This is a genomic window from Gordonia sp. LUNF6, assembly GCF_047041125.1.
Lineage (GTDB): Bacteria > Actinomycetota > Actinomycetes > Mycobacteriales > Mycobacteriaceae > Gordonia > Gordonia sihwensis.
On sequence record NZ_CP178181.1, the window covers coordinates 194386 to 217692 of the forward strand.

General features: G+C 69.2%; 24 protein-coding genes and 1 pseudogene. 14 read left to right on the forward strand and 11 right to left on the reverse strand.

Annotation, left to right across the window (positions count from 1 at the left end):
- Window positions 1-97: 97 nt before the first annotated feature.
- Entirely contained in the window at window positions 98-580 is a 483-nt protein-coding gene (locus tag ACK8HH_RS00910) for an Lrp/AsnC family transcriptional regulator (protein ID WP_006898099.1), read from the reverse strand.
- A gap of 150 nt (window positions 581-730) precedes the next feature.
- On the opposite strand from ACK8HH_RS00910, the gene pdhA reads away from it, so the two are divergent.
- From pdhA to ACK8HH_RS00925, 3 genes are read left to right on the forward strand one after another with little or no spacing between them, the layout of a single operon-like run.
- A complete protein-coding gene (gene pdhA / locus ACK8HH_RS00915) occupies window positions 731-1807 on the forward strand; it encodes a pyruvate dehydrogenase (acetyl-transferring) E1 component subunit alpha (RefSeq protein ID WP_346077544.1) in 1077 nt (358 codons plus the stop codon).
- A complete protein-coding gene (locus tag ACK8HH_RS00920) occupies window positions 1807-2805 on the forward strand; it encodes an alpha-ketoacid dehydrogenase subunit beta (RefSeq protein WP_006898097.1) in 999 nt (332 codons plus the stop codon). Before pdhA ends, ACK8HH_RS00920 begins: the two co-directional genes overlap by 1 nt.
- 20 nt (window positions 2806-2825) lie before the next feature.
- Window positions 2826-4121, forward strand: a complete 1296-nt coding sequence (locus tag ACK8HH_RS00925) for a dihydrolipoamide acetyltransferase family protein (RefSeq protein WP_346077542.1) — start codon at window positions 2826-2828, stop codon at window positions 4119-4121.
- Window positions 4122-4153: 32 nt separating this feature from the next.
- Here ACK8HH_RS00925 and ACK8HH_RS00930 read toward each other — a convergent pair whose 3' ends face one another.
- Both ACK8HH_RS00930 and ACK8HH_RS00935 read right to left on the reverse strand, forming a co-directional pair.
- Window positions 4154-4879, reverse strand: coding sequence for a cutinase family protein (locus ACK8HH_RS00930; RefSeq protein WP_006898095.1), 726 nt, complete (start codon window positions 4877-4879; stop codon window positions 4154-4156).
- Window positions 4880-4882: 3 nt separating this feature from the next.
- A complete protein-coding gene (locus ACK8HH_RS00935; RefSeq protein WP_039868111.1) occupies window positions 4883-5608 on the reverse strand; it encodes a DUF6474 family protein in 726 nt (241 codons plus the stop codon).
- A 132-nt stretch (window positions 5609-5740) separates the two neighbouring features.
- Here ACK8HH_RS00935 and ACK8HH_RS00940 point away from each other — a divergent pair, with 132 nt between their 5' ends.
- A complete protein-coding gene (locus tag ACK8HH_RS00940; RefSeq protein WP_006898093.1) occupies window positions 5741-7405 on the forward strand; it encodes a TM0106 family RecB-like putative nuclease in 1665 nt (554 codons plus the stop codon).
- A 46-nt stretch (window positions 7406-7451) separates the two neighbouring features.
- Here the strand turns inward: ACK8HH_RS00940 and ACK8HH_RS00945 are convergent, their stop codons facing one another.
- Together ACK8HH_RS00945 and ACK8HH_RS00950 are read right to left on the reverse strand one after the other, a co-directional pair.
- Entirely contained in the window at window positions 7452-8213 is a 762-nt protein-coding gene (locus ACK8HH_RS00945; RefSeq protein WP_006898092.1) for an SDR family oxidoreductase, read from the reverse strand.
- A gap of 120 nt (window positions 8214-8333) precedes the next feature.
- Complete coding sequence (locus ACK8HH_RS00950; RefSeq protein WP_006898091.1) at window positions 8334-9062, reverse strand: TMEM165/GDT1 family protein; 729 nt, start codon at window positions 9060-9062, stop codon at window positions 8334-8336.
- A gap of 160 nt (window positions 9063-9222) precedes the next feature.
- Between ACK8HH_RS00950 and ACK8HH_RS00955 the strand changes: the two genes are divergently transcribed.
- From ACK8HH_RS00955 to ACK8HH_RS00970, 4 genes and pseudogenes are all read left to right on the forward strand, one after another.
- A complete protein-coding gene (locus ACK8HH_RS00955; RefSeq protein WP_045539365.1) occupies window positions 9223-11250 on the forward strand; it encodes an ABC transporter ATP-binding protein in 2028 nt (675 codons plus the stop codon).
- Entirely contained in the window at window positions 11250-11999 is a 750-nt protein-coding gene (locus ACK8HH_RS00960) for an energy-coupling factor transporter transmembrane component T family protein (protein ID WP_006898089.1), read from the forward strand. The genes ACK8HH_RS00955 and ACK8HH_RS00960 overlap by 1 nt, the downstream gene beginning before the upstream one ends.
- Before the next feature lie 71 nt (window positions 12000-12070).
- A pseudogene (locus ACK8HH_RS00965) lies at window positions 12071-13026 on the forward strand (helix-turn-helix domain-containing protein).
- Window positions 13023-13571: a dihydrofolate reductase family protein gene (locus tag ACK8HH_RS00970; RefSeq protein ID WP_006898087.1), complete on the forward strand. Its 549-nt coding sequence runs from the start codon at window positions 13023-13025 to the stop codon at window positions 13569-13571. The pseudogene ACK8HH_RS00965 and the gene ACK8HH_RS00970 overlap by 4 nt, the downstream one beginning before the upstream one ends.
- Before the next feature lie 103 nt (window positions 13572-13674).
- Here ACK8HH_RS00970 and ACK8HH_RS00975 read toward each other — a convergent pair whose 3' ends face one another.
- Together ACK8HH_RS00975 and ACK8HH_RS00980 are read right to left on the reverse strand one after the other, a co-directional pair.
- The gene (locus tag ACK8HH_RS00975) at window positions 13675-14304 is read right to left on the reverse strand and encodes a superoxide dismutase (RefSeq protein WP_045539355.1); all 630 of its coding nucleotides are present in this window, start codon (window positions 14302-14304) and stop codon (window positions 13675-13677) included.
- A 123-nt stretch (window positions 14305-14427) separates the two neighbouring features.
- On the reverse strand, window positions 14428-14571 hold the full coding sequence (locus tag ACK8HH_RS00980; protein ID WP_156150494.1) for a hypothetical protein: 144 nt from the start codon (window positions 14569-14571) through the stop codon (window positions 14428-14430).
- A 117-nt stretch (window positions 14572-14688) separates the two neighbouring features.
- Between ACK8HH_RS00980 and msrA the strand changes: the two genes are divergently transcribed.
- Entirely contained in the window at window positions 14689-15408 is a 720-nt protein-coding gene (msrA, locus tag ACK8HH_RS00985; protein WP_006898085.1) for a peptide-methionine (S)-S-oxide reductase MsrA, read from the forward strand.
- A 9-nt stretch (window positions 15409-15417) separates the two neighbouring features.
- Window positions 15418-16482 carry a winged helix DNA-binding domain-containing protein gene (locus tag ACK8HH_RS00990; RefSeq protein WP_346077537.1) on the forward strand — a complete coding sequence of 355 codons (1065 nt, stop codon included), beginning with the start codon at window positions 15418-15420 and terminating at the stop codon, window positions 16480-16482.
- A gap of 28 nt (window positions 16483-16510) precedes the next feature.
- Here the strand turns inward: ACK8HH_RS00990 and ACK8HH_RS00995 are convergent, their stop codons facing one another.
- Window positions 16511-17245: a VOC family protein gene (locus ACK8HH_RS00995; protein ID WP_412475469.1), complete on the reverse strand. Its 735-nt coding sequence runs from the start codon at window positions 17243-17245 to the stop codon at window positions 16511-16513.
- A gap of 442 nt (window positions 17246-17687) precedes the next feature.
- Here ACK8HH_RS00995 and ACK8HH_RS01000 point away from each other — a divergent pair, with 442 nt between their 5' ends.
- From ACK8HH_RS01000 to ACK8HH_RS01015, 4 genes are read left to right on the forward strand one after another with little or no spacing between them, the layout of a single operon-like run.
- Entirely contained in the window at window positions 17688-18038 is a 351-nt protein-coding gene (locus ACK8HH_RS01000; protein ID WP_006898082.1) for a rhodanese-like domain-containing protein, read from the forward strand.
- Window positions 18038-19000, forward strand: a complete 963-nt coding sequence (locus ACK8HH_RS01005; RefSeq protein ID WP_062367824.1) for a DUF4328 domain-containing protein — start codon at window positions 18038-18040, stop codon at window positions 18998-19000. Before ACK8HH_RS01000 ends, ACK8HH_RS01005 begins: the two co-directional genes overlap by 1 nt.
- Window positions 18997-19785, forward strand: a complete 789-nt coding sequence (locus ACK8HH_RS01010) for a glycerophosphodiester phosphodiesterase family protein (protein ID WP_085950764.1) — start codon at window positions 18997-18999, stop codon at window positions 19783-19785. Before ACK8HH_RS01005 ends, ACK8HH_RS01010 begins: the two co-directional genes overlap by 4 nt.
- Before the next feature lie 58 nt (window positions 19786-19843).
- A complete protein-coding gene (locus ACK8HH_RS01015; RefSeq protein WP_412475470.1) occupies window positions 19844-20809 on the forward strand; it encodes a DUF5926 family protein in 966 nt (321 codons plus the stop codon).
- A gap of 24 nt (window positions 20810-20833) precedes the next feature.
- Here the strand turns inward: ACK8HH_RS01015 and ACK8HH_RS01020 are convergent, their stop codons facing one another.
- The 3 genes from ACK8HH_RS01020 to ACK8HH_RS01030 form a co-directional block, all read right to left on the reverse strand.
- Complete coding sequence (locus tag ACK8HH_RS01020) at window positions 20834-21379, reverse strand: ferritin (protein ID WP_006898078.1); 546 nt, start codon at window positions 21377-21379, stop codon at window positions 20834-20836.
- A gap of 80 nt (window positions 21380-21459) precedes the next feature.
- Window positions 21460-22383, reverse strand: a complete 924-nt coding sequence (locus ACK8HH_RS01025) for an LCP family protein (RefSeq protein WP_062367826.1) — start codon at window positions 22381-22383, stop codon at window positions 21460-21462.
- Window positions 22384-22959: 576 nt separating this feature from the next.
- The gene (locus ACK8HH_RS01030; protein ID WP_006897154.1) at window positions 22960-23271 is read right to left on the reverse strand and encodes a GlsB/YeaQ/YmgE family stress response membrane protein; all 312 of its coding nucleotides are present in this window, start codon (window positions 23269-23271) and stop codon (window positions 22960-22962) included.
- Between the last annotated feature and the right edge of the window lie 36 nt (window positions 23272-23307).

A 23307-nucleotide genomic window follows, 5' to 3' on the forward strand; every position in this document is an offset into this window, starting at 1 on the left:
CCGAGGGTAGGCACGAGATGTGATCCACGTCTTGGTCATCAGCACGAATCGGTAGGCCGCAGATCGGTGAGATCCACAAACCGACCAGTCGGAGAGGTCAGTCGGGCGGACGTCCGCCGGCGAGGCGCTCGATCAGCGGAAGGGTCCGATACCCGATCGCCTCGTGCATCACCACCGATACCGTCGTCCGTTCCACTCCCGGAACGGCCAGCACATGTCCGGCGATCCGGTAGAGATCGTCGGCGTCGGCGGCGACCACCAGCAGCTGCAGATCGGCGATGCCGGAGACGCCTACGGCTTCGAGTACTTCGGGAATCCCGTCGAGCGAGTCCAGCACCTGCTCCAGGCGATGCTGGTCGACCACCACGGCGATATAGGCGCGCAGGGGGAAGCCGAGGTCGCGCGGATGCACGCGACGGTCGAAAGGGGCCAGCACGCCTTCGGTCTCCCACCGCCCGATCCGCGCCTGGACGGTGTTGCGCGCCATGTCGACCAGTCCCGCCAACTGCACGCCGGTGGCGCGCGGGAACTCGCACAGAGCACGGAGAATCTTCGCGTCGGTTCGGTCCAGCCTGGCCATAGCGCACAGTATCGCTCGTCGAACGGTGCTGATGTTGGGCATTCTGATCAATTTCCCCGATGGACCTTGCGCAGGCTGCAATCTACTGAGACGGTGGCCACACGGACCAGGAAGCGTGCGATCCACGCGGACGTCCCGAAGGAGGCAGTCGTGTCCGACATCGACGAAATCGTTCAACTCGTCACCATCACCGGCGAGCGGCACATCCATCCCGACTTCTCGACCTACGTCGACGACATCGACATGGCCGAACTGCGGAGACTCTACGAGGACATGGTCGTCGTCCGACGCATCGACGCCGAGGCCACGGCGCTGCAACGCCAGGGGCAGCTCGGTCTGTGGGCGCCGCTGCTCGGGCAGGAGGCCGCTCAGATCGGTTCGGCCCGAGCGCTCGACGCCGAGGACTTCGTCTTCCCGAGCTACCGAGAACACGGCGTCGCCTACTGCCGCGGCGTGGCGCTCGAGGAGATGATGCCGTTCTGGCGCGGCACGTCACTGTCCGGCTGGGATCCGCACGAGCACAACATCGCGACTCCGGCGATCATCATCGGGGCGCAGACCCTGCACGCCGCGGGCTACGGGATGGGACTGAACCTCGAGGGTGCGGGCAGCGCGGTCATCACCTACTTCGGCGACGGCGCCACCAGCCAGGGCGATGTCTCGGAGGCGATGGGCTTCGCGGCGAGCTTCGCCGCGCCGGTGGTCTTCTTCTGCCAGAACAACCAGTGGGCCATCTCCGAGCCGGTGACCCTGCAGAGCAAGACGCCGATCGTCAACCGCGGCCGCGGCTACGGGATGCCGACCGTGCGGGTGGACGGAAACGACGTGCTGGCCGTGCTGGCGGTCACCCGGGCGGCTCTGGAACTGGCGCGAGAGGGCGGCGGCCCCACCTTCATCGAAGCGGTCACCTACCGCCGCGGACCGCACACCACGTCCGACGATCCCACCCGCTACCGCACCGCGGCCGATGATGCCGAGTGGATCCGGCGCGACCCGATCGAGCGCATCCGCCTGCTGCTCGAGGCCGCGGGTGCGCTGTCGGACGAGGACGCGAAGCTGATCGGTGAGCACGCCGACGCCGCGGCCGCCGAACTCCGGCGGGGATGCCTCGCGCTGGACGACCCGCCTGCGCTGTCGATCTTCGACGACGTGTACGCCGAACCGCACCCGTTGATCGACGCCGAACGGCGCGAGTACGCCGCCTACCTCGACACCCTGGAGGCATGATGACCGCCGCGGCGCCCGCCCCGACTCCACTCGGGAAGGCCGTCACCGCGGGTCTGCGAAAGGCGCTCGCCGACGATCCGAAGGTCGTCCTGATGGGCGAGGACATCGGTCGCCTCGGCGGGGTCTTCCGCATCACCGACGGATTGCAGGAGGAGTTCGGGACCGGCCGGGTCATCGACACCCCGCTCGCCGAGTCCGGCATCATCGGTACAGCGGTCGGGCTCGCCTTCCGCGGCTACCGCCCGGTGTGCGAGATCCAGTTCGACGGCTTCATCTATCCGGGGTTCGATCAGATCGTGTCGCAGGTGGCCAAACTGCACTACCGGACCGCGGGCCATGTCTCGATGCCCATCACCATCCGGGTCCCCTTCGGCGGCGGCATCGGCGCGGTGGAACATCACTCCGAGTCGCCCGAGGGCTACTTCGCGGCGACCGCCGGTCTGCGGGTGGTGACCTGCAGCAACGCGGCAGACGCCTACACGATGATCCAGCAGGCGATCGCCTCAGACGATCCGGTGCTGTTCTTCGAGCCCAAACGGCGCTACTGGGAGAAGGGCGAGACGGACTACCCGGCTCTGGACGCCGATCCGTATCCCCTCCACAAGGCGCGCGTCGCACGTCCCGGCGAGGATGTCACGCTGGTGGCCTACGGGCCGCTGGTCACCACCGCGCTGCAGGCGGCCGCCGTCGCAGAGGACGAGGGACGGTCCGTCGAAGTGGTCGATCTGCGATCGATCTCGCCCCTCGACACGGACACGCTCTCGGCCTCGGTCCGGCGCACCGGCCGGCTGGTGATCGCGCATGAGGCGCCGGTCTTCATGGGCGTCGGCGCCGAGATCGCCGCCCGCGTGATGTCGGAGTGCTTCTACCATCTGGAGGCACCGATCCAGCGGGTCGGCGGGTTCGCGACCCCCTATCCGCCGGCGAAACTCGAACGTCACTTTCTGCCCGACGTCGACCGCATCCTCGCCGCCGTCGACGCGGTACTCCTCGACTGACTCCTGCGGAAGGACCCGGCATGTCCGTCATCTCGACCTTCGATCTGCCCGACCTCGGTGAGGGGCTCACCGACGCCGAACTGGTGCGCTGGGAGGTGACGGTCGGTGACACCGTGGAACTCAACCAGGTGATCGCCGAGGTGGAGACCGCGAAGGCCGCCGTCGAACTGCCGTCGCCGTATGCGGGCACCGTGGTGAAACTGCACGTCCAGGAGGGGGAGACCGTCGACGTCGGCAGCCCGTTCATCGACATCCGGGTCGCCGGCGACGAGGCGGATGCGCCGGAGGCCGATGCCGTCGAGCCGCAGGCACCCGAACCCGTGCTCGTCGGGTACGGCGTCGCGGCGGAGAGCGGCACCCGGAGGCGGCGGAAGCCCGCGCCCGCCTCCGACGCGCGCGACACCGTCGGGGCGGTCGGCCACAGCGCTCCGGAACGACCGCTCGCCGCTCCGCCCGTCCGCAAACTCGCGCGCGAACACGGCGTGGACCTGACGGACGTGCGGCCGACCGGACGCTCGGGCGAAGTGACTCGAGCCGACCTCGACCGGCATCTGACCGCGGTGAAGGCCGGTGCGGTCGACGAGGCAGCGCCGACCGCGGCGGGGGCCGCCGGGCCGGACGAGGAGCGCACCGCGATCCGCGGCGTCCGGCGCCGCACCGCCGAGGCGATGGTGGCGAGCGCGTTCACGGCTCCGCACGTCACCGAGTTCGTGGACGTGGACGTGACGGCGATGACCGAACTCGTCGACGACCTCGCCGCTCACCGACGCTTCTCCGGAGTACGGCTGACACCTCTCGCACTCGTCGCGAAGGCGGCGCTGGTGGCGCTGCGCGGCAACCCGTCGCTCAACTCGACGTGGGACGAGGACGCGCAGGAGATCGTCACCAAGCACTATGTGAACCTCGGGATCGCGGCGGCCACGCCCCGCGGACTGCTGGTCCCCAACATCAAGAACGCCCACACGATGAGCCTGCTGGAACTCGCTCGGGCGCTGGGCGAACTGACGACCGTCGCGAAGGCCGGTGCGACGCCGCCCGCCGACCTGCTCGGCGGCACGTTCTCGATCACCAACGTGGGCGTCTTCGGCGTCGACTCGGGTACGCCGATCATCAACCCGGGTGAGGCGGCGATCCTCTGCTTCGGCGCGGTCCGGCCTCGACCCTGGGAATGGCAGGGTGAGATCGCGTTGCGGCAGGTGACGACCCTCAGCCTCTCCTTCGACCATCGGCTCGTCGACGGCGAGCAGGGCTCGGTCTTCCTGGCGACGGTCGCCGACGCGCTCTCGGACCCGCTGTCGCTGATCGCCCTGAGCTGAGCGGGGTACCGGGCCGGGGCTCGCGGGTCGCGCTACAGGTGCCGGGCGACGTAATCGGCGGCCTGATCGGCCATGCCGTTCACCGAGTACAGCAGGTGCAGCGCGTTCGGGCCGCCGAGCGGTGCGCCGTTGCAGATCGTGTCGCCCTGGATGCAGTACTCGACGGTCCGGTTCCGGTAGACCGCCTGCGGCTGGACCGGGGGAGCGCCTGCCTCGCGGAGGAAGCGCGCCGACGGCGGTGCGAACTCCACTACGGCGGCGATGTGGGGCGCGACGGCCGCGGGCAGGGGTTCGGGCACGTATGTGCGGTACTGCTGATAGCGATCGGGGACCCGGTAGGCCGAACTGATCGCGTATCCGGCGAGTGCGCCGCCCTGCGAGTAGCCACCGATGACGATCCGCGTGTCCGGGCACGCGGCGGCGATCGACTTCACCCGCCGCTGCGCGGTCTTGACTCCGTCGACGAAGGTGCGCGCGAACGCGAGCCGGTCGGTGAAGTTGCCGCTCGCGGCGTAGTCGACGGCTTCGATGCGGACAGACTTACCGGGCAACCGGTTCCTGACGGCGTTGCCGAACGCGATCCCGGTGACGCCCAGCGGGGGAGCCTCCTCGACGGTGCCGCGCGCGAACAGGACGTGCACGTCGACGCACCGCGGTGCCGCGGTCGAGGGGGCGCGGCCGAGGGTCGCGCCGCCGGTCAGCAGACCCGCGGCCGCAACGATCAGGCAGGACAGCAGCGCGAGTACCCGGCGCGTCACGGCTCAGCCCGCCTGGACCGGATGGACGTTGAGCCGCGCCAGCAGATCGTTGTCGATCGCCGTCAACTCGTTGTCGATGGCGCGCTGGGCGTTCTTGCGCTGCTGAGCGGGCATGGTGTCGGCGGCATCGGCAGCGACCTGGAGGTTGTCCAGGCGGCTGGACATCGCCGAGACGAAGGCCTTGCCCTCGGCCGACTGTTCGAGCGCCGCGACCTCGTCCGCGGTGGCGCGACACGCCGCGATGCGCGCCCGCAGCGATGCGCTGGGGCCGCCGTACTGGGTCAGGAGCGCCGGCGACACGCCCGCTCGGCGGGCCTGGACGGCGGTCACCTGGCTGCGGGCGCCGACCGCGGCCCGATACGCGATCGGAACCACGATCGGGGCCGCCATCCGGGCCACCGCGAGGTACCGCTTCATCTTCGCCGGCGTGAAGAACGCCGCGGCGGCGTCGGCCTTCGCCTGTTCGGCTATCGCCTTGGCCTCGGCGGCCGCCGCCTTCTGCTGGGCCTTGCCGGTGGCCTTGACCGTTTTGCGATCCTGTTTCTGCGCCCGCTTGTGGAACTTGTGCTCATCCTTGAGCCGACGCTTCTGCGCCTTGCGGCTCGCGCGGGACTCGGCCTCCGCCTGGACCTCGGCGCGCTTGCGGATCGCCTTCTCCTCCGCCTTGCGAACCTTCGCATCGGCCTTGCGCTGAGCCCTCTTCGAGCTCATAGATGAGAGCAGTCCCATGGCGACCTTCCCGTCGGATACCCGACACCTGCGATCAGTTGTCTCCAGCTTTGCATAGTCTCTGTGGGTAATGAACAACTCGGCCCCCGTGGCCGTGTTGCCGCTCGGAAACGGAAAGTCGAGGCCGATCACGTGGGATCTGCGATTCTCGGTGCGCGGAATCTCACGGGTTGCGAGCACCGGCTGGCGCTCGACTCCGCGGCTGCCGCGGACGGTGTCGCGAAGCCGGAGACCGCCGAGGCGAATCGACGGATCGAGGCAGCTCAGGCGCATCGACGTCACGTGCTCGATCTGATCCGCGGGTTCTGGAGCGACCGTCCGGAGGGAACGGTGGTCGTGGTGGAGGCGGCCGATCACCGAGACCGGGTGGCGGCGACCCGTGCGGCGATGGACCGCGGGGCGCAGTGGATTCTCCAGGCCGCACTGCCGACCGACGTGGAGCGCGGCCGTCGCGGTCACGCCGAGGCGCTGCTGCGGCATGGGGAGGGCTATCTCCCGATCATCGTCGTCAACCACCGTGTCACGACGACGATCGCCGAACCCCGCGAGGGCGAGGTGCCGACGTTGCGGACCAGTCCGTTGTTCGGCTGGCATCCCGAGCCGGATGCGACGCGGTCGTTCCGCAGCCGGCGCGGCGACGTGATGCGGCTGGCGCAGATCGCGGCGATGCTCGACGACCTCGGACGGCTGCACGCCCCGCGGGAGGAGGCGCTCGGCGGACTGATCGGTCTCGACGCCGACTGCATCGTCGTGGTCCCGCTCGGCGAATCGGCCCACGACTACGACGAGACCTTCGATCGCCGCCGGGCGATCGCCGCGGGGGACATCGCGACCTCGCCCCGACGGGTGAGCGAGTGCCGCAGTTGTCACTGGTGGCCGCGATGCGAGGCCGAACTCACCGAGAAACGTGACGTGAGTCTGGTGGTCGGCGGGAACCAGGGGCAGATTCTCCGCGACATCGGGGTCGTCACCATCGATCAGCTCGCCGATTATCGCGGCGCGGAGCCGGCCGAGTGGGTGGGTGCGGTGCGCTTCGACGACACCGTCGTGTCCGCGAAGTGCTGGGTCCGCGACATCCCGCTGGTCCGGCGGCACGACCGCCCGCGCGTCCAGCGGGCCGATGTCGAGGTCGACGTAGACATGGAGAGCTATTCCGAGCGCGGTGCGTACATGTGGGGCACACTCCTGACCGACAACACCGATCCGGCGCGGCCGGTGGCCTATCGTCCGTTCGTCACGTGGGATCCGCTGCCCACGCGCGACGAGGGGCGGTCGTTCGCGCAGTTCTGGGCGTGGCTGACAGCCGAACGCGATGCGGCGCGTGCCGCAGGCAAGACCTTCGCCGCCTACTGCTATTCGCAGCATGCCGAGAACCGGTGGCTGCGCGGCAGCGCCGACCGGTTCGCCGACATGCCGGGTGTTCCGTCGCGGACCGCGGTGGACGCCTTCATCGCATCCCGCGAGTGGGTGGACGTGTTCGAGGCCGTCAACGACAACTTCGTGTGCCCGAAGGGCAAGGGACTCAAGCGCATCGCTCCGGTGGCCGGATTCAACTGGCGCGACGACGAGGCGGGCGGCGAGGCGTCGATGGAGTGGTACGCCGCCGCGGTGGGTCTGGACGGCGCGGTGCGCGACGAGAGTCAGCGCGAGCGTCTGCTTCAGTACAACGAGGACGACGTCCGCGCCACCAAGGTGCTCCGCGAATGGATCGACTCGGACGAAGTGCTCGAGCTTCCGCTGGCCGCCGATCTGTTGGCCGAGAACGCCGGCGGCGGCGTTCTGCCCGGCGGGCGGTGACGGGCCGGCGTTCACCGGCCGGCCCGCCACCGCTGCGCGAGGTCCTCTAGCGCGGAGCCATGCGCAGTGCGCCGTCCATGCGGATGGTCTCGCCGTTGAGGTAGTCGTGGGAGACGATGAACGCCGCGAGGTCGGCGTACTCCGAAGGCTCGCCGAGACGCTGCGGGAACGGGATGCCCGCCTCGAGCGTCTTCTTGAACTCGTCGGTGACGCCGGCGAGCATCGGGGTGTTGATGGTGCCCGGGGCGATGGTGCACACGCGGACGCCGGCTCGAGCGAGGTCGCGGGCGGCGGAGATCGTCATGGCATGCACGGCACCCTTCGAGGCCGTGTAGGCGATCTGCCCGATCTGGCCCTCGAAGGCCGCGACCGACGCGGTGTTGACGATGACGCCGCGAGCGCCGTCGTCGGTGACCGCGGACTCATGCTGCATCCGGTTGGCGGCCAGGCGCATCACGTTGAACGTGCCGACGAGGTTGATGTCGATGACCTTGCGGAAGAGCTCCAGATCGTGCGGGCCCTCCTTGCCGAGGATGCGTGACGCCCAGCCCACGCCCGCGCAGTTGACCGCCGCGCGCAAGGGCAGACCGGCTTCGGCGATCTGATCGATGACGGCCTGGACCTCGGATTCGCTGGTGACGTCGGCGGCCACCAACTGCACGCCCGGGACGGACTCCGCCTTCTCGATCGACTGCGGCAGGTCGATGCCGAAGACGGTCGCTCCCTGCTCGGCGAACCGACGTGCCGTGGCGGCACCCAGGCCGGATGCGGCGCCGGTGACGATGACTGCGGAACCTGTGACGTCCATGGACGAATTCCTTTCAGGCGGGTGCGGCCCGCACCGGACCGGGCACCGTGACGGATTGATCGGCCACAACCCCGAGCGCTCGCTCGGTAGGGCCGATGCAATAGTACCCGCAAGCCTCTCTCAGTACAGTTCGCGGATCCGGTCGGCTTCGGCGACGTCGTGTTCGGCGACCTGCGAGCGCGCCTGCCTGCGCCGATGCGTCACCCGGATCCAGAACACACCCGCGACGACGATCAGGACCGCGGCCGGGACCGCGACGGCCACGAGGACTCCGGAAGCACCCGACAGACCCTCGACCAGCAGCCAGACGGCGAATCCGAAGAACAGGACCGCCGCGCCCACCGCGATGGCGCGCTCGGGGAGATGCCTGCCGAGCAGTCGGCCGACGGCGATCGCGAGCGCGTCGGCGGCGACCATGCCGACCGTCGAGCCGATCCACACGCCCACCCAGTCGTGATCGGTGGCGAGCGTGATGGTGGCGAGCATCGTCTTGTCGCCGAGTTCGGCCAGCATGAACGAGCTCATCACGGCCAGGAACACCGATGCACCGACCCGTCGCGCCCGGGCGGACTCCTCTTCGTCGAGCTCGTCGCCCCGCAACGTCCAGAGTCCGAAGACCAGCATCGACAGTCCGGCCAGCACCGACATGATGTCGGACGGTATCGACAGGCCCAGGAAATGACCGAAGAAGACCGAGACGGCGTGGACGAGGGTGGTCGCGGTCAGGATCGCGGCCAGTACCACCCACCAGCGGTATCGGAGAGCGTAAGTCATCGCCATGAGCTGAGACTTGTCGCCCAGCTCGGCGACGAAGATGATGCCCGAGCTGAGCATCAGAGCGGCGAACATATCGCTAGGTTAGGGCGGCCTATCTGCCGTACGCAACAGATCGACGGCCTGGAAAATCGCTGGTAGGGAGCCCAAAAGGGGTGATTCGGGTACCCGTACCGACCCGCCCCGGGAGCCCTGAGCGTCGGTGTCCGGCACCCCGACCGGGCACAATGGACAGGTGGTCAGCAAAGCAATCGACGTCCCGGCGACGCCGACAGGGGGCCTGCGTGCCCGTGAGATCGCGGCCATCGCGATCTTCAGTGGTCTGACGGTGGTGCCCGCCGTCATCGTCTCCGTGGTGCCGTTGGCGGCGGCGCTCGGGTTCATGACACCGGTGCCGGTCGCGCTGCTCGCGGCGCGCACCCGCCCGCGGGCGGTCCTGGCGGCGATCGTCACGACGGTGGCGGTGACCTTCGTGGTCGCCGGACTGGGGCCCGCCTTCGCGGTGCTCGTCTCGGCGGTGATGGGCGGATTGATCGGCGAGGTGCATCGGCGCGGCGGGCGGATGCCCGCCATGGCGCTGATGTCGCTGCTGGCCTCGCCGATCCTCGCCGGGGTGTCGGTACTGCTGATGTGGGTACTGGTGCCGCTGCGCAAACTGGCACTCGAAGTCCTCGACAACGTGCTGACCGGAATCGCGAAGACCGCGCGCGCGATCAGACTCGACGCCGTCGGCGACGCGATGGACGCGCTCTCGCGCAATGTGGTCGACAACTGGTGGCTGTGGATGTGGATTCCCGGCGTGATCGGAACGCTGGTGACGCTGCTGATCGCCGGGTGGCTGCTGGGCAAGGTGCTCGACCGCCTCGACGAGGTGCCGCTGGAGGACACCCTGGAGATCGCCGGGATCGCCGACGGCGATCGCCCCGTGGAGCCCCTTCCGCTGCGCATGGCCGGGGTCGGCTACACCTATCCGGGGTCGGACCGGCAGGTGCTCCACAACATCGACCTCTCGCTGATCAGCGGTGAGTTCGTGGCTGTCGTCGGCGCAAACGGTTCCGGGAAGTCGACGCTCGCCAAGCTCTTGGCCGGGGTGGATCCGACCATCGGTATCGTCGACCGCCCGGGTGCGCCCGGCCTCGGCCGAGAGGGCGGAACGGCACTCGTCCTGCAGCGGCCCGAAGCCCAGATGCTCGGTGCGCGGGTCGCGGACGACCTCGTGTGGGGACTGCCCGACGACGCGGAGGTCGACGTCGACGGACTGCTCGCGGAAGTGGGTCTCGCCGGACTCGGCGACCGCGAGACCACTGATCTGTCCGGCGGTCAGCAGCAGCGACTGGCGGTGGCCGCCGCGCTCGCGCGCAGCCCGCAGCTGCTCATCGCCGACGAGGTGACGTCGATGGTCGACCCGGTCGGGCGCGCCGAGTTGATCGAGATCCTCGCTGAACTCCCGCGCCGCCGGGCGATCACCGTCGTGCTGATCACCCACCGCGACTCCGAGGCCCGCGCCGCAGACCGCGTGATCCACCTCGAGGCGGGCCGGGTGGTGGAGCACCATCCGGAGTGGATGCGGCCGGAGGCGATCAGCCCCCCGCTACCGCAACGGCACGACGAGCACGGGCAGGCGCTGCTCGTGGTCCGCGATCTGGCGCACACCTATCTGCCCGGATCGCCGTGGGAGGTCACCGCGCTGAAATCGGTGAACTTCCAGGTCAATTCCGGTGACGGTGTCCTCATCGTCGGCGGCAACGGCTCCGGGAAGTCGACCCTCGCCTGGATTCTCGCCGGACTGATCACCCCCACCCGCGGCTCGGTGCTGCTCGGCGGTGAGCCGACGGCGGAGCGGGTGGGCGACGTGGGACTCGGCTTCCAGCACGCGCGACTGCAATTGCAGAAGACGACGGTCGCCGACGAGATCATGGCGGTGGGCGGTCTCGAAGTCGGTACCGCCGAGGTCGGGCATGTGCTCGACCTGGTCGCGTTGCCGAGGGAGATCGCCGCGCGGCGGGTAGACGCCCTCTCCGGAGGTCAGATGCGCCGCGTGGTGCTCGCCTCCCTGATCGCCTCGGGGCCGGAACTCCTGGTGCTCGACGAGCCGCTGGCCGGACTCGATCCGCAGGCGCGCGAGGAGGTCCTCGCCGTCCTCGCCGGACTGCGGGAGAAGGGCGCGACCATCATCATCATCTCGCACGATCTGGAGTCGCTCGATCGGGTGTGCAACCGTCGGATCGAACTGGTCGACGGTGTGCTGGAAGGCGGTCTGTGATGCAGATTCCGATGCTGCGCGAGATCCCCGGCGATTCGCCGGTGCACCGGCTGTGGGCCGGCAGCAAGCTGATCATCATCTTCGTCCTGGGGCTCATGACGTGGGTCCTTCCCTCCTGGCCCGGGCTCGGCTTCGTCGCGATCTGCCTGATCGCCTTCGTGCTGATCGCCAAGATCCCGCTCGGCGCGCTGCCGCGGCCGCCGTGGTGGTTCTGGGCGCTGATGGCGGCGACGGTGGTGTGGTCGTGGATCGCCCGCGGCAGCGACGGCGGCATCACGGCGTTGCGCGGGGTTCTCCTCGGCCTGCTGGTGGTGTCGATGTCGGTGCTCGTGATCTGGACGACTCCGATGGCCGAATTGGCGCCGGCGCTGGCGCGCCTGATGTCGCCGCTGCGGATCCTCCGGCTTCCCGTCGACGAATGGGCCGTCACCATCGCCCTGGCGCTCCGCGGCCTTCCGCTGCTCGTGGAGGAGATCCGGCTCCTGTGGGCCGCGCACCGACTGCGACCGCGGTCGAGTTCGGACTCCGGACACCCTTCGGCGGAGCTGTCGGTGCTCGACATCATCGTGGCCGCGATGTCGTCGGCCATGCGGCGCAGTTCGGAGATGGCCGAGGCCATCACCGCGCGCGGCGGCACCGGGCGGCTGACCGCGTATCCGTCCCGTCCCGGCCGCATCGATGCGCTGGTGCTCGGGGTGTTCGCGGTGGCGTGTGCGGCCGCGGTCACCGTGAGCGTGATCTACCTGTAGTCAGCGGCGGCCCGTCGAACACAGCAAGAACGGTCAAGCGTCCGGCCGAGCGCCCCGGGGATACTCGGTGCATGAGCGAACCGAGGCCCGATCCGCTGCGCATGCTCCTCGACGCGGTTCTCGACGACGCGAACGACGATCTCGATGCGATGGCGGGCGAGGCGTACACCTCGCAGTTCCACTTCGCGCGGCAGGTGCGGCAGGGAAGTGGCGAGTCGCCGGTGGCGCTGCGGCGCAGAGTGACCCTGGAACGAGCCGCGTGGCAACTGCAGCGCGGCGCCTCGGTGACCGAGACGGCCTTCGCCAACGGCTACGGATCGGTGGAGGGGTTCAGCCGGGCCTTCGCCCGCGCGTACGGACACCCCCCGACGGCTCTGCCGCCCGCCGATCGATCCGGCCACTGGCTGCCGGCCCCGAACGGCATCCACTTCCATTCGCCGACCGCGCTCTACGTGGACGCCGGCGACAGCCGCACGGCAGGCTCCGGACCGGCCGGGGACGTCGTCGAGATCATGTCCAGGCACGACGTCGCGGACATCGGTGTGCTGATCGACGCCGTCGCGCAACTCGGCGACGACGAGTACACGCGGCGCAGGCTGCCCGGGAGCCGTCCGCGTTCTTGGGACGGGCCGGACGAATCACGTCGGAGGTGATGTGGCATCTCGTGGTCAGCAAGCAGCCGTGGCTGGCGACGATCGCCGGCGAACAGATGCCCGACCTCACACCGGTCCGCGAGATCGGGGCGCTGAGGGACCGGCACGCCGATGTCTCCGCGCGCTGGCTCGCCACCGTCCGCGACATCGATCGTCGCGACGCTTGGTCGGACCGAGTGGTCGATGCGCTGTGTGTACCGCCCGAGTCCTTTCTGCTGGGCCAGATCGTGGCTCATGAACTGACGTTCTCGGCACACCGTCGGCTGCTGGTGCGATGGATGCTCCGCGACGCGGGCGTCGACGTCGACGTTCCGGCCCTCGACCCCGACCCGATCGTCTGGCACCGACGCCACACCGGAGGAGGAACCCCATGACCGACTACACGTACTACACCGCTTCCACACTCGATGGATTCCTCGCTGATCCGGACGATTCGCTCGACTGGTTGCTGTCGCAGCCGATCGACGAGGACGGTCCGTTCTCGATCGCCGACCTGATGGCGGCGACCGGCGTGATCGTGATGGGCGCGACCACTTACGAGTGGGTGCTCGAGCACACGCCCGACGAGCCGTGGCCCTATCCGGATCAGCAGACCTTCGTCTTCAGTCACCGCGAACTGCCCCTGGTGCATCCCACGGTGAGAGTGATCTCCGGAAGCCCTGCCGAGCACCGCGAACTCCTGGAGACCGCGGCCGGTGAACTCGGCGTGTGGGTGGTCGGCGGCGGCGGCCTCGCCGCCGCCTTCGCCGCGGACGGGATGCTCGACGAGATGGTGGTCTGCTACGCCCCGGTCGCGCTGGGAGCGGGGCGGCCGCTGTTCACCCGGCCCTTCGACTTCGAATTGCTCGAGACCGCCCGGAACAAGGCCTTCGTGATCGCGCGCTATCGCGTGGTGGGGGCCAGGGGCCCGTCGCAGTGACAGTCGGACCGGTCCCTTCCGGGCCGGCCCCTCCCGAGACGCAGAGCGGCCCGGCACCTTTCGGTGCCGGGCCGCCGTGCCGGGTATGTCGCCGGGCCCAGTGTCAGGCCGGGACGATGAGGCCCGCGCCCTGGGTGCGGGCGCGATCGAAGCGCTCGCCGGCGTCGGCCCAGTTCACAACGTTCCACCAAGCCTTGACGTAGTCCGGCTTGACGTTCTGGTAGTCGAGATAGAAGGCGTGCTCCCACATGTCGAGCATGACGACCGGGATGAGGGCGGCGGAGGTGTTGCCGCTCTGGTCGGTCAGCTGCTCGATGACCAGACGCTGTCCGATGGTGTCCCAGCCGAGGATGGCCCAGCCGCTGCCCTGCAGGGTGGTGGCCGCCGCGGTGAAGTGGGCCTGGAACTTGTCGAAGCTGCCGAAATCGTTGGCGATCGCGTCGGCGAGGTCGCCGACGGGCTTGTCGCCGCCGTTGGGCGACAGGTTCTTCCAGAAGATCGAGTGGTTGGTGTGGCCACCGAGATGGAACGAGAGGTTGGCCGACAGTCCGTAGACCTTGCCGGCGATGGTGCCGTCTTCGCGCGCCTCGGCCAGCTTCTCCAGAGCGGTGTTGGCACCGTTCACGTAGGTCTGGTGGTGCTTGCTGTGGTGGAGCTCCATGATCTTGCCGGAGATGTGCGGCTCCAGGGCGCCATAGTCGTAGTCCAGCTCAGGCAGAGTGTATTCAGCCACGATGGTCCTCTCTGTGGAAAGTGTGAAAGATCCGTACCCGGGTCTGGTTTCTACATTTCCGTAGACTGAGACGCTTTGCAACAGAGGGCGGCCGACTGCGCGAAACCCGCCGACCGCCCGGGCTCAGATGAGCACGACGAGCACGATCGCCACGATGATCGCCGCGATGGTGGCCGCGGTCGCGGCGCACTGCTGTCCGATGTGCAGGTCGAGACGTGAAGTGTCCTCCGCGGGCCGATCGAGTGCTGACCGTGCCTGTCCCGCCATCGTTGAGCCTCCCCGACTGTTGGACGTGATGTGCCTCACACCAGACTTCCTGGGTACCAGACGCTACTCGGGATCGACGGCCCCGACAACCGTCCGGATCGACGTACGCTGGAATGCATGAGCCTCTTCGATCGGATTCTGGCCGCAGCCGACGTCAAACGCGTGATGGTGGCTCGCGACGACGCACTTCCCGGCCGTCGGGCGCCGATGCCGATACCGGCGGAGCATCGGGTGCTGCATCGGCCGCTGCGCGGGGCGGCCGACGAGAACGGAGAGTTCGCTCCGGCGGGTATCGGCGATTGGGGCCCGGACCTGCGCGCCGTGGTGTTGGCCGGCGGATGCTTCTGGGGGTTCGAGGAGATCTTCTGGCAGCTGCCCGGAGTCCACACCACCGCCGTCGGGTACGCGGGCGGCTACACGCCGAATCCCACGTATGAGGAGGTGTGCACCGCACAGACCGGCCACACCGAGTCGGTGCTTGTGGTCTACGACCCGGAGGTGCTGACCTTCCAGAAGATCCTCGAGGTCTTCTTCACCTCGCACGACCCCACCCAGGAGATGCGGCAGGGCAACGACATCGGCACTCAGTACCGGTCGGCCGTCTTCACCTTCGACGAGGCCGAGGCCGACCAGGCCGCGGCCGCCGCACGCCGGTTCGAACCGGTCCTCGCCGCTGCCGGCTACGGTCCGGTGACCAGCCAGATCTCGCTGATGTCGGAGGCCGGCGACGGGATGTTCTACTACGCCGAGGACTACCACCAGCAGTATCTGTTCACGAACCCCAACGGATACCGCTGCCATGCCACCACGGGCCTGGAGTTCCCGGCGGCAGGCTGACTCGCGGCCGTGACCGGAGCGATCAGTCTGCGCCAATGGAACCGCACGCTGCTCGAGCGGCAACACCTGATCGAGCGGGTGGACGAGGACGCCGTGGAGGTCGTCGACCGGTGCGTCGGCCTGCAGTCGCAGGATCCGCAGGCCGCGTTCTATGCGCTCGCCTCCCGGATCGAGGACTTCGATCCAGCCGAATTGGACAGTCTGATCCAGGATCGATCGATGGTCCGGATGGCGCTTCAGCGGGGCACGGTCTTCCTGATGGACGCCCTCGACGCGCGGTGGATCAGGGCGCTGCTGAGCCCGACGCTGATCAGCGGCGCTCGCCATCACGTCCGACGACTCGACGGTCCGACCCCGGACGAGGTGGCGGCCGTGGGCGCGCGGATCATCGGCGGTGGACCCGAGCCCGTGACGGCGGCCCGGCTGCGTACGGCGCTCTCGGAGACCTGGCCGGCCGAACCCGTCGACGCGATGGCCGCGGTGGTCCGGGCGTGGATGCCGCTGGTCCAGACGCCCCCGCGGGGACTGTGGCGACGGCCGGGCGGCCCGGCCTTCCGCCTACTGGACGACTGGATCGGACCGGGGGAGCCGGCCGTCGCCGGTGATGAGGCGATTCGCGACCTGATCCGCCTCTACCTGAGGGGTTTCGGGCCGTCGACGGTCGCGGCGGTGCAGACCTGGTCCGGTCTGCGCGGACTGCGCCCGGTACTGGAGCAGATGACGGACGACTGGGAGTTGGTGCGTCTCACCGGACCCGACGGACGGACGCTGTACGACCTGGACGGGCTGGCGCTCGCTGATCCGGAAACCGCGGTGCCGATTCGGCTCGTCGCACCCTTCGACAACGTGATCTTCACCGCCGCCGACCGCGCCCGAGTCGCCGACCCGGACGTCTACGCGCGGACCGTGACACCCAACGGGCAGTCGCCGGGATTCATCCTGGCGGACGGGCGACTGGCCGGGACCTGGCGGCGGACGGCGGCCGGCGTCGAGCTCACCGAGCTCGTGGACCTGCGGCCGGCGCAGCGCCGTGAGTGTGAACGTGAGGCCCGCAGACTCGCCGAATTGGGCTGACGGACGCGTGGGGCAGTCGGGGGTGGTCTCACACACCGGTCCGCGGATTGCGCGCAGTGATGCAGTAGAGCCGGCCGCACGGGTCGGCCATCTGCACACAGTCGGCGGAGCGTGCGACGACCGTCGCGCCCCAGCCCTCGTGCCGCTCCACTTCGTCCGGCACGTTGGTGGCGGCGATCGCGGTGTGCGCGCTGGCGATGCTCTCGTCGGTCCGCATGATGACGACCTGCAGCGAGAGTCGGGGACTGTTGTTGAGAGCGACCGCATCGACGCCCTCGGTGGGGCCGGCGTCTTTGCCGGTGAGTCCGGCCCAGAACTGCACCTCGGTACCGAAGTCGGCGGACGGCACCTGGAATCGGAGCTGATCGATGATGCTGATGCCTCCTCCGGGCCACCGGATGGGCCGGGCCCGGACTGATTCGTTCCGCCACGGGATGAGGCAGAACACGCCGCCGGCGGGCGAGCGCATCGTCACGACACCGTCGGCGACGGACTCGACCGTCGCGCCCCTCGACTCGGCCTCGAGCATCGCCTGCGACGGATCGTCCACGTGGAGATCCAGATGCATCCCGCCCGGACCGCCGTCGACCCGCTGAACACGCAGATAAGGGTCGCCGTGGAACGGTTCGAGCGTCGCGAACTCCTTGAACTCGCCGCGCGGCGGGGACACCGTACTGCCGGAGATCGCGCGCCAGAAGGTCACCTCCGCGCCGAATTCGGAGGCCGGGAAGTCGAAGAAAGCGGTGAGCCAGCGCACGTGCACAACCTCGGAGTGTAGTGTGCCGCGATCAGCGCCCGAGCAAGTCGCAAGTAGAACTTGAGGGTTTGTTCGACTGGGTTATCCCCACGTTGTCCACAGTGCACTTGGGGAAGAATCGCTTGGCCGTCAGGCGACAATCCAGGGGAAATGCGATGAAGATTCAGGGAATTGTCAGCCGGAATGAGACGTGCGACACAGAAAGTCTTGCTTCACCTCCCCTTATCCACAAATCCACAGGGCTGTCCACAGGGCTGGCGGAGGTTGTGGGTATGTGTGGATCGACAGTGCGACACGCCGCTGTGGATAAAAATATGCAACCTTGCATATGGGTGAGCGCGTTGCGCCGCTGGGCGGTTGTGGTAGCGCCGAAGGCTCCGCGATGCGGTCATCCGCGGCGGCTCCGCATCGAGTTCGGGGCACTTGTGGAAGCATGGGAACGGTGAGCATGGACGAGATCGAGACGGTGGCGGTCACCGACCTCCCCGACGACTTCAGCGATGTCACCGACAAGGTCCTTCTCGACGTTCGAGAGAACTACGAGTGGGAGGAAGCCCACGTGCGCGGGGCGCTGCACATCCCGCTCGACGACGTGCCCGCGCGGATCGACGAGATCGACCTCGACTCCGAACTCCTGGTGATATGCCGGACCAGTGGGCGATCGTTCCGCCTGCTCCAGTACCTGGCGATGCGCGGTATCGACGGAACCTGCGTGGAGGGCGGCATGGTGGCGTGGCAGGCGGCGGACAAGCCCGTCGACACCGGAACCGAAGGGATGTATGGGAGCGGCGACGCCTGATGCTCGACGTCTGCCCCAGCTGCCGCATCCAGGCGCCGCATCGCGAGGGACGTGAACTGTGCCCGCGCTGCGGCCGTCGGCTCATGGTGCTCGACGCACAGGGCCGCGTGGTTCAGCGGCCGCAGTCCGGTGCCGCGCGAGGGGCTTCGGCACCGCGCACGAGTGTCGCGCGGGCCGGTCTGCGCTGGGTCGCCGACCGTCCGGCCGAGGCGCGTCCGGCTCCGGTCACGGTCCGCGCGCACGAATGGACACCGACCCCGTCGTACCGGTACATACCGCGCTGGGGTCTGTCGGATCGCGGGCCGATCTCGCCGGGGGAGAACCCGGAGCCCGCGGACCCCGGCGACGCGCTGCTGCGCGCGCTGCGGATGGCGACCTCCATGCTCGGCGCGGCGGCGGTGGTGCATCTGATCCGGTACGTCATCGCGGCCGTCAACCGCTCGACGCCGATTCCGATGTGGCTGGATCTGCTCTCGGGCGCCGCGGTGCTCGTCTTCGGAGTCTTCGCCTTCGTCGCAATGCTGGTGGCACTCGTGGCCTTCGTGCGCTGGCTGCTTCCGGCGCGGGCCGCAGCGTATCGGGCCGCCGACCGCCGGGACCCGCGGCCGGCCCGCGTGGTGCTGGCGCTGGCGGCGGTGCCGCTGGCCAATGTCGTCGGAATCCCCCTGCTGCTCAGCGAGGCCGCGCTGTGCGGCGACGCTCCGGCTCCGGCGATCGGACGCATCAAGCGTCTGGGGACCGCGTGGGCGATCGTCAATCTCGTCGCGCTGATCGCGGTCTGCTATCGAATCGGCTCATGGTTCAGCGACTCGGTCCAGGTGAGCGCCAATGCGCTCGCGCTGGTCACGTTCTCGCTCGCGGTCTCCGCGGTCTTCGCCCACTGGGTGGGTCCGCGGCTGGTGACGGTCCTCACCGGTCCGGTCGGTTCCAGCGCATCCGGACGACGACTGGTGGCGGCATGATGTCGGCGGGTATCTCGCGCTCGGGCAAGCCCGCGGTGGTCGCGCATCGCGGCGCCTCCGGCGAGCTGGCCGAGCACACGTTGGCCGCTTACGAGCTGGCGCTGTCGCAGGGCGCCGACGGCCTCGAATGCGACGTCCGGCTGACCGCCGACGGCGAACTGGTCTGCATCCACGACCGCACCATCGACCGGACGTCCGACGCGAGTGGTGTGGTGAGCGAGATGAGCCTGGCGCAACTGCGTGAATACGACTTCGGCTCGTGGCACCGAAGCGGCCGGGCGGCGTCGGTGCTCACCCTGCGCGAATTGCTCACCCTCACCCTGGACTGGCATCGGCCGGTGCGGTTGTTCATCGAGACCAAGCATCCGGTCCGCTTCGGCAGCATGGTGGAACTCAAACTCCTCGAAGTCCTCCACGAGTTCGGCGTCGCTGCGCCGCCGTCTGCCGACCACAGCCGTGCCGTCGTGATCTCGTTCTCCCCGGCGGGTGTGTGGCGGGTGCGGCGCACCGCACCGATACTCCCGACGATCCTCCTCGGCGACAGCATCCGCATCATCGGCGGGACGGCGGCCACGGCTGTCGGCGCCACCGGTGTCGGACCGTCCATCGAGACCCTGCGGCTGCACCCCGACCTCGTCGATCGGGCCGCCGCAGCAGGCCGCGTCACTTACGCGTGGACGTGCGACGACCAGGCCGACGTGCAGCTGTGCGCCGACCTCGGCGTGCGCTGGCTGGCGACCAATTACCCGGCCCGAGTCCGGGACTGGCTCGTCACGGTGGAGTGAGACGCCAGCGATCGGGTGCCCTCGTGCGCCGCGTCCCGGCGGATGAGAGGCTGGTCGCATGGGAAAGAAGAGTAAGCGCGGCAGCGGCCCGCGTCCGGGGAGCAATCGAGCCGAGCGGATCGCCGCCCGCAAGGCACGGCAGGAAGCCGCACTGGCGGCGCCGGCGCGCCCGTTCGAAGGACTCAAGGCGGAATGCGATCTGGTGGCGTTGCGCGCCTTCATCGCTTCCGCCACTGCCCGGGTGCCGTTCGCCGCAGAGTTCGACGCGGCGCACGAAGCCGACTTCGCGACCATTCTGCCCGGTGCGGTGCCGGCCCAGGTCCGGCAGCGCGACGCAGCGGTCTTCGGCGAGCGCGGAGCGGCGGAGGGGGACGAGGGCGGGAAGGTCACCGGAGGCCTCGTGGCCCTGCAGACCAACCCCGAGCCGGCCGACCTCGCCGGCTCGCTGTCCGCGGCTCTGACCTGGGCGAGTGCAGCCGCCGCCGGCGACACCTACCCGGGCGGCGTGCTCGATCGTCCGCTCACCGAGATCATCGACCCGGAGGCCGAACTCCAGGTGGTCGTGCATGAGGACTTCGGTTGGTGGTTCGCCGACGACTCCGACGTTCCGGCGGAGCTCTCGATGATGCTCGAGCGCGCCAACGCGACAATCCTTCCGACCGCCCGGCTGCACCCGTCGAGCGGGGTCGGTGCACCGTGGTGGGTCGACGCAGGCGATCGTGCACATCTGAGGTGGGTGCGTCCGGAGGAGGAGACCGCGTTGATGAACGCACTCGCCCGCGTGCACGCGGCCGGCGGGCTGACCTTGGGCGAGGGTTCGCGCTTCGCGGGTTCGTTCCGCACCCACGGTCTGGTGGTTCCGGTCTTCGACCTCGATCCCGAGGCGCACCACGAGGAATGGCACTCGGGAGTCGAGGAGTTCGACGCCCGGCTGACCGAGGCGCTGGCGGAGACCTCCGACCTCACCGCCGCCGAGCGAAGCTCCCGGGCGGGCATCATCGGGCGTCAGGTCACGCTGCGGTAGCCGCCGGAGCCGTCCCGCCGGCCGTCAGAGGTTTCCGCCCGCGGCCGGCGGTTCGGCGGCGTCGGGTGCGGGGCCGCCGTTGTTGACCTCGCGTTCCACGAAGTTCTCGAGATCGAAGATGTTGCCGTTGGCGCGGTCGGCGATGGTCTGGAGCGTGGTGATCGTCGCGACCTCCTCCACCTGCTCCTTGAGGAACCACTGCATGAACTGCTCGCCGAGGTAGTCGCCGCTGTCGCGGGCGGTCTTCGCCAGATCGACGATCTGCTGGGTGACGATCTTCTCCTGCTTCAGCGCGAGTTCGATCGGGCCGCGGTAGTCGTCGAACTCGGTGATCGGGGCGTCGGCGGCGGGGATCTTGACATCGATGTCGCGGTCCAGGAAGTACTGGACGATCATCATCGCGTGATTGCGCTCTTCCACGGACTGGGCGTAGAAATGCTTCGCCAGCTGCGGCATGTCGTGGCTGTCGTAGTACACCGCGAGCGCGATGTACTGCTGAGATGCGGAGAACTCGTTGCTGATCTGGTCGTGCAGCAGCTGATGGAACGGCGTGCGCGGCGTTTCGGTCATGGGACGAGTCTAATGGCCCGGCTCCGCACCCGGCTGGTGGCGACGGGCGGCGCCCGACTCCGATTCGGTGGCGGCGGCCACTACGACACGGCGCCGGTTCCTCCGCTCAGCAGATCGGCTGGAACCGCCCGGCCGCGCGCGATGTAGTCGAAGAAACTCTTCGTCGTCTCGCCCGGTATCAGCGAGTCGCCGTCGTCGGTGAACTCGTCGCCGTCGGCCGGCGCCGTCGTGGTGATCGGATCACCGCTGATCTTGTACGCGAGCCAGGCCAGGTTCCAGATGTGGTCGCCGCTGTCGACGGTGACCGCGTCGACCGCCCCGCTGACGAACGGGAACAGCCGGAACGGGTTGAGCAGCACCCCTGGGCTCGTGGCCTTCGACATCAGTGCCGCGAGGAACTTGCGCTGGTTCACCACTCGCTCCAGGTCGGCGTTGGGGAAGGCGCGGGTGCGCACCAGTCCGAGTGCCTGAGCGCCGTCGAGTCTCTGGCATCCCGCGGGCAGGTTCAGCCCGGCCTTGGGGTCGTGCAGGGGCTGATCGAGGCACATCTGAACCCCGCCGACGGAATCGACGAGGTTGTCGAAGCCGCCGAACCCGATCTCGGCGTAGTGGTCGATGCGGACGCCGGTGAACTCTTCGACGGTCTGGACCAGTAGTTGCGGCCCGCCGTTGTTGAAGGCGGCGTTGATCTTGTGGCTGCCCATTCCGGGGATCGGCACGTACAGGTCGCGGGGGATGCTGATGAGCATCGGCTTACCCGAGGTCGGCAGGTGCGCCATCATGATGGTGTCGGTGCGCGCTCCGTCGGCGTCACCGGTCGCCAGGTTCTTCTTCTGTTCCTCGGTGAGTCCCTGACGGGAGTCGGTTCCGACGATCAGCCAGTTGGTTCCGGGAGTATCGCCGATCCGTCCGGGATAGCCGGACAGGGCGTTGACCCGATGCAGCTTGCCGTCGTAATAGAACAGCAGCCCGACTGGAATCACGACGAGCAGGAGCACGATCACGAGCAGGATCCGGCCCAGCCGGAACCGCCTGCGCTTGCGCGGTTTGGGAGAGGTCGCGGCGCGGCCGCGGCGCCGGGGCGGAGTCGGCGGCGGTGTGGACCGCCTCTCGTCGGAGCGACGGCGAGGCGGTGCGTCACCTGCGGCCGGTGCGGGAGACGGAGGGCGCCGCCGCCCCGCCGGGACCGGCTGGGGCTCCTGGCGCGGGGCGTAGCCGACCGCGCCGGGAGCGGCCGGGCGGGGACCGGCGGGCGGCGCCTGCCGGTTCGGGGGCAGCGGGTTCTGGGGCGGCGGCGCGGGCGAACGTCGCCGCGAACGGGGGTCGGGTTCCTGCGACCACGCGAGTGGCGGCCGGTAGCCCGGCTCCCCGGGCGGCGGACCGGAGACCCTGCGGGTCGGCGCCTCCGGTCGAGGGCCTCCGCTCGGTCGCCGCTGGTACGGCGGCTCGGGTCGCTGGGAGTTCATCTGAACTACGCTACCGGTCCCGCCACCGTCGGTGCGGCCGCCGAGCGGCGCGGCACCTCGGGCGAGGTCGCCGGTCAGACCGTCGCCGCAGCCGTCGTCTCAGCGACGAGACTGTCAGGCTCGTCGTGAAAGGGCCTTGAGGACGACGAGGAGCAACACCGCACCGGCGAGCGCGGTGAGGAATGTGAACCACATCCCGGCGCTGGCGGTGTCGAGGAAGAAGCTCAGCACGAATCCGCCGATCAGAGCACCGACCACGCCCACGACGATGTTGGCGAACAGGCCCATCTGTGCGTCCACGCCGGTGATCTTGCTTGCGAGCCATCCCGCCACGCCGCCGATGATGATGTAGCCGATCCAGCCCACAGAGGTGAACATGGACGAGCGCGCCAGAACCTCGTCGGCGAGCAGTAGGTGGTCGGTCATGCCGGCTCCTTGAGTGAGATCTCGGTCTTTGCAGGT

What these genes read in the sequence shown, in the direction of transcription:
- ACK8HH_RS00910 (WP_006898099.1), bottom strand. Translation starts at nt 580, where the DNA reads ATGGCCAGGCTGGACCGAACCGACGCGAAGATTCTCCGTGCTCTGTGC.
- ACK8HH_RS00920 (WP_006898097.1), top strand. Translation starts at nt 1,807, where the DNA reads ATGACCGCCGCGGCGCCCGCCCCGACTCCACTCGGGAAGGCCGTCACC.
- ACK8HH_RS00925 (WP_346077542.1), top strand. Translation starts at nt 2,826, where the DNA reads ATGTCCGTCATCTCGACCTTCGATCTGCCCGACCTCGGTGAGGGGCTC.
- ACK8HH_RS00935 (WP_039868111.1), bottom strand. Translation starts at nt 5,608, where the DNA reads ATGGGACTGCTCTCATCTATGAGCTCGAAGAGGGCTCAGCGCAAGGCC.
- ACK8HH_RS00945 (WP_006898092.1), bottom strand. Translation starts at nt 8,213, where the DNA reads ATGGACGTCACAGGTTCCGCAGTCATCGTCACCGGCGCCGCATCCGGC.
- ACK8HH_RS00950 (WP_006898091.1), bottom strand. Translation starts at nt 9,062, where the DNA reads ATGTTCGCCGCTCTGATGCTCAGCTCGGGCATCATCTTCGTCGCCGAG.
- ACK8HH_RS00960 (WP_006898089.1), top strand. Translation starts at nt 11,250, where the DNA reads ATGCAGATTCCGATGCTGCGCGAGATCCCCGGCGATTCGCCGGTGCAC.
- ACK8HH_RS00970 (WP_006898087.1), top strand. Translation starts at nt 13,023, where the DNA reads ATGACCGACTACACGTACTACACCGCTTCCACACTCGATGGATTCCTC.
- ACK8HH_RS00980 (WP_156150494.1), bottom strand. Translation starts at nt 14,571, where the DNA reads ATGGCGGGACAGGCACGGTCAGCACTCGATCGGCCCGCGGAGGACACT.
- msrA (WP_006898085.1), top strand. Translation starts at nt 14,689, where the DNA reads ATGAGCCTCTTCGATCGGATTCTGGCCGCAGCCGACGTCAAACGCGTG.
- ACK8HH_RS01000 (WP_006898082.1), top strand. Translation starts at nt 17,688, where the DNA reads ATGGACGAGATCGAGACGGTGGCGGTCACCGACCTCCCCGACGACTTC.
- ACK8HH_RS01005 (WP_062367824.1), top strand. Translation starts at nt 18,038, where the DNA reads ATGCTCGACGTCTGCCCCAGCTGCCGCATCCAGGCGCCGCATCGCGAG.
- ACK8HH_RS01010 (WP_085950764.1), top strand. Translation starts at nt 18,997, where the DNA reads ATGATGTCGGCGGGTATCTCGCGCTCGGGCAAGCCCGCGGTGGTCGCG.
- ACK8HH_RS01015 (WP_412475470.1), top strand. Translation starts at nt 19,844, where the DNA reads ATGGGAAAGAAGAGTAAGCGCGGCAGCGGCCCGCGTCCGGGGAGCAAT.
- ACK8HH_RS01020 (WP_006898078.1), bottom strand. Translation starts at nt 21,379, where the DNA reads ATGACCGAAACGCCGCGCACGCCGTTCCATCAGCTGCTGCACGACCAG.
- ACK8HH_RS01030 (WP_006897154.1), bottom strand. Translation starts at nt 23,271, where the DNA reads ATGACCGACCACCTACTGCTCGCCGACGAGGTTCTGGCGCGCTCGTCC.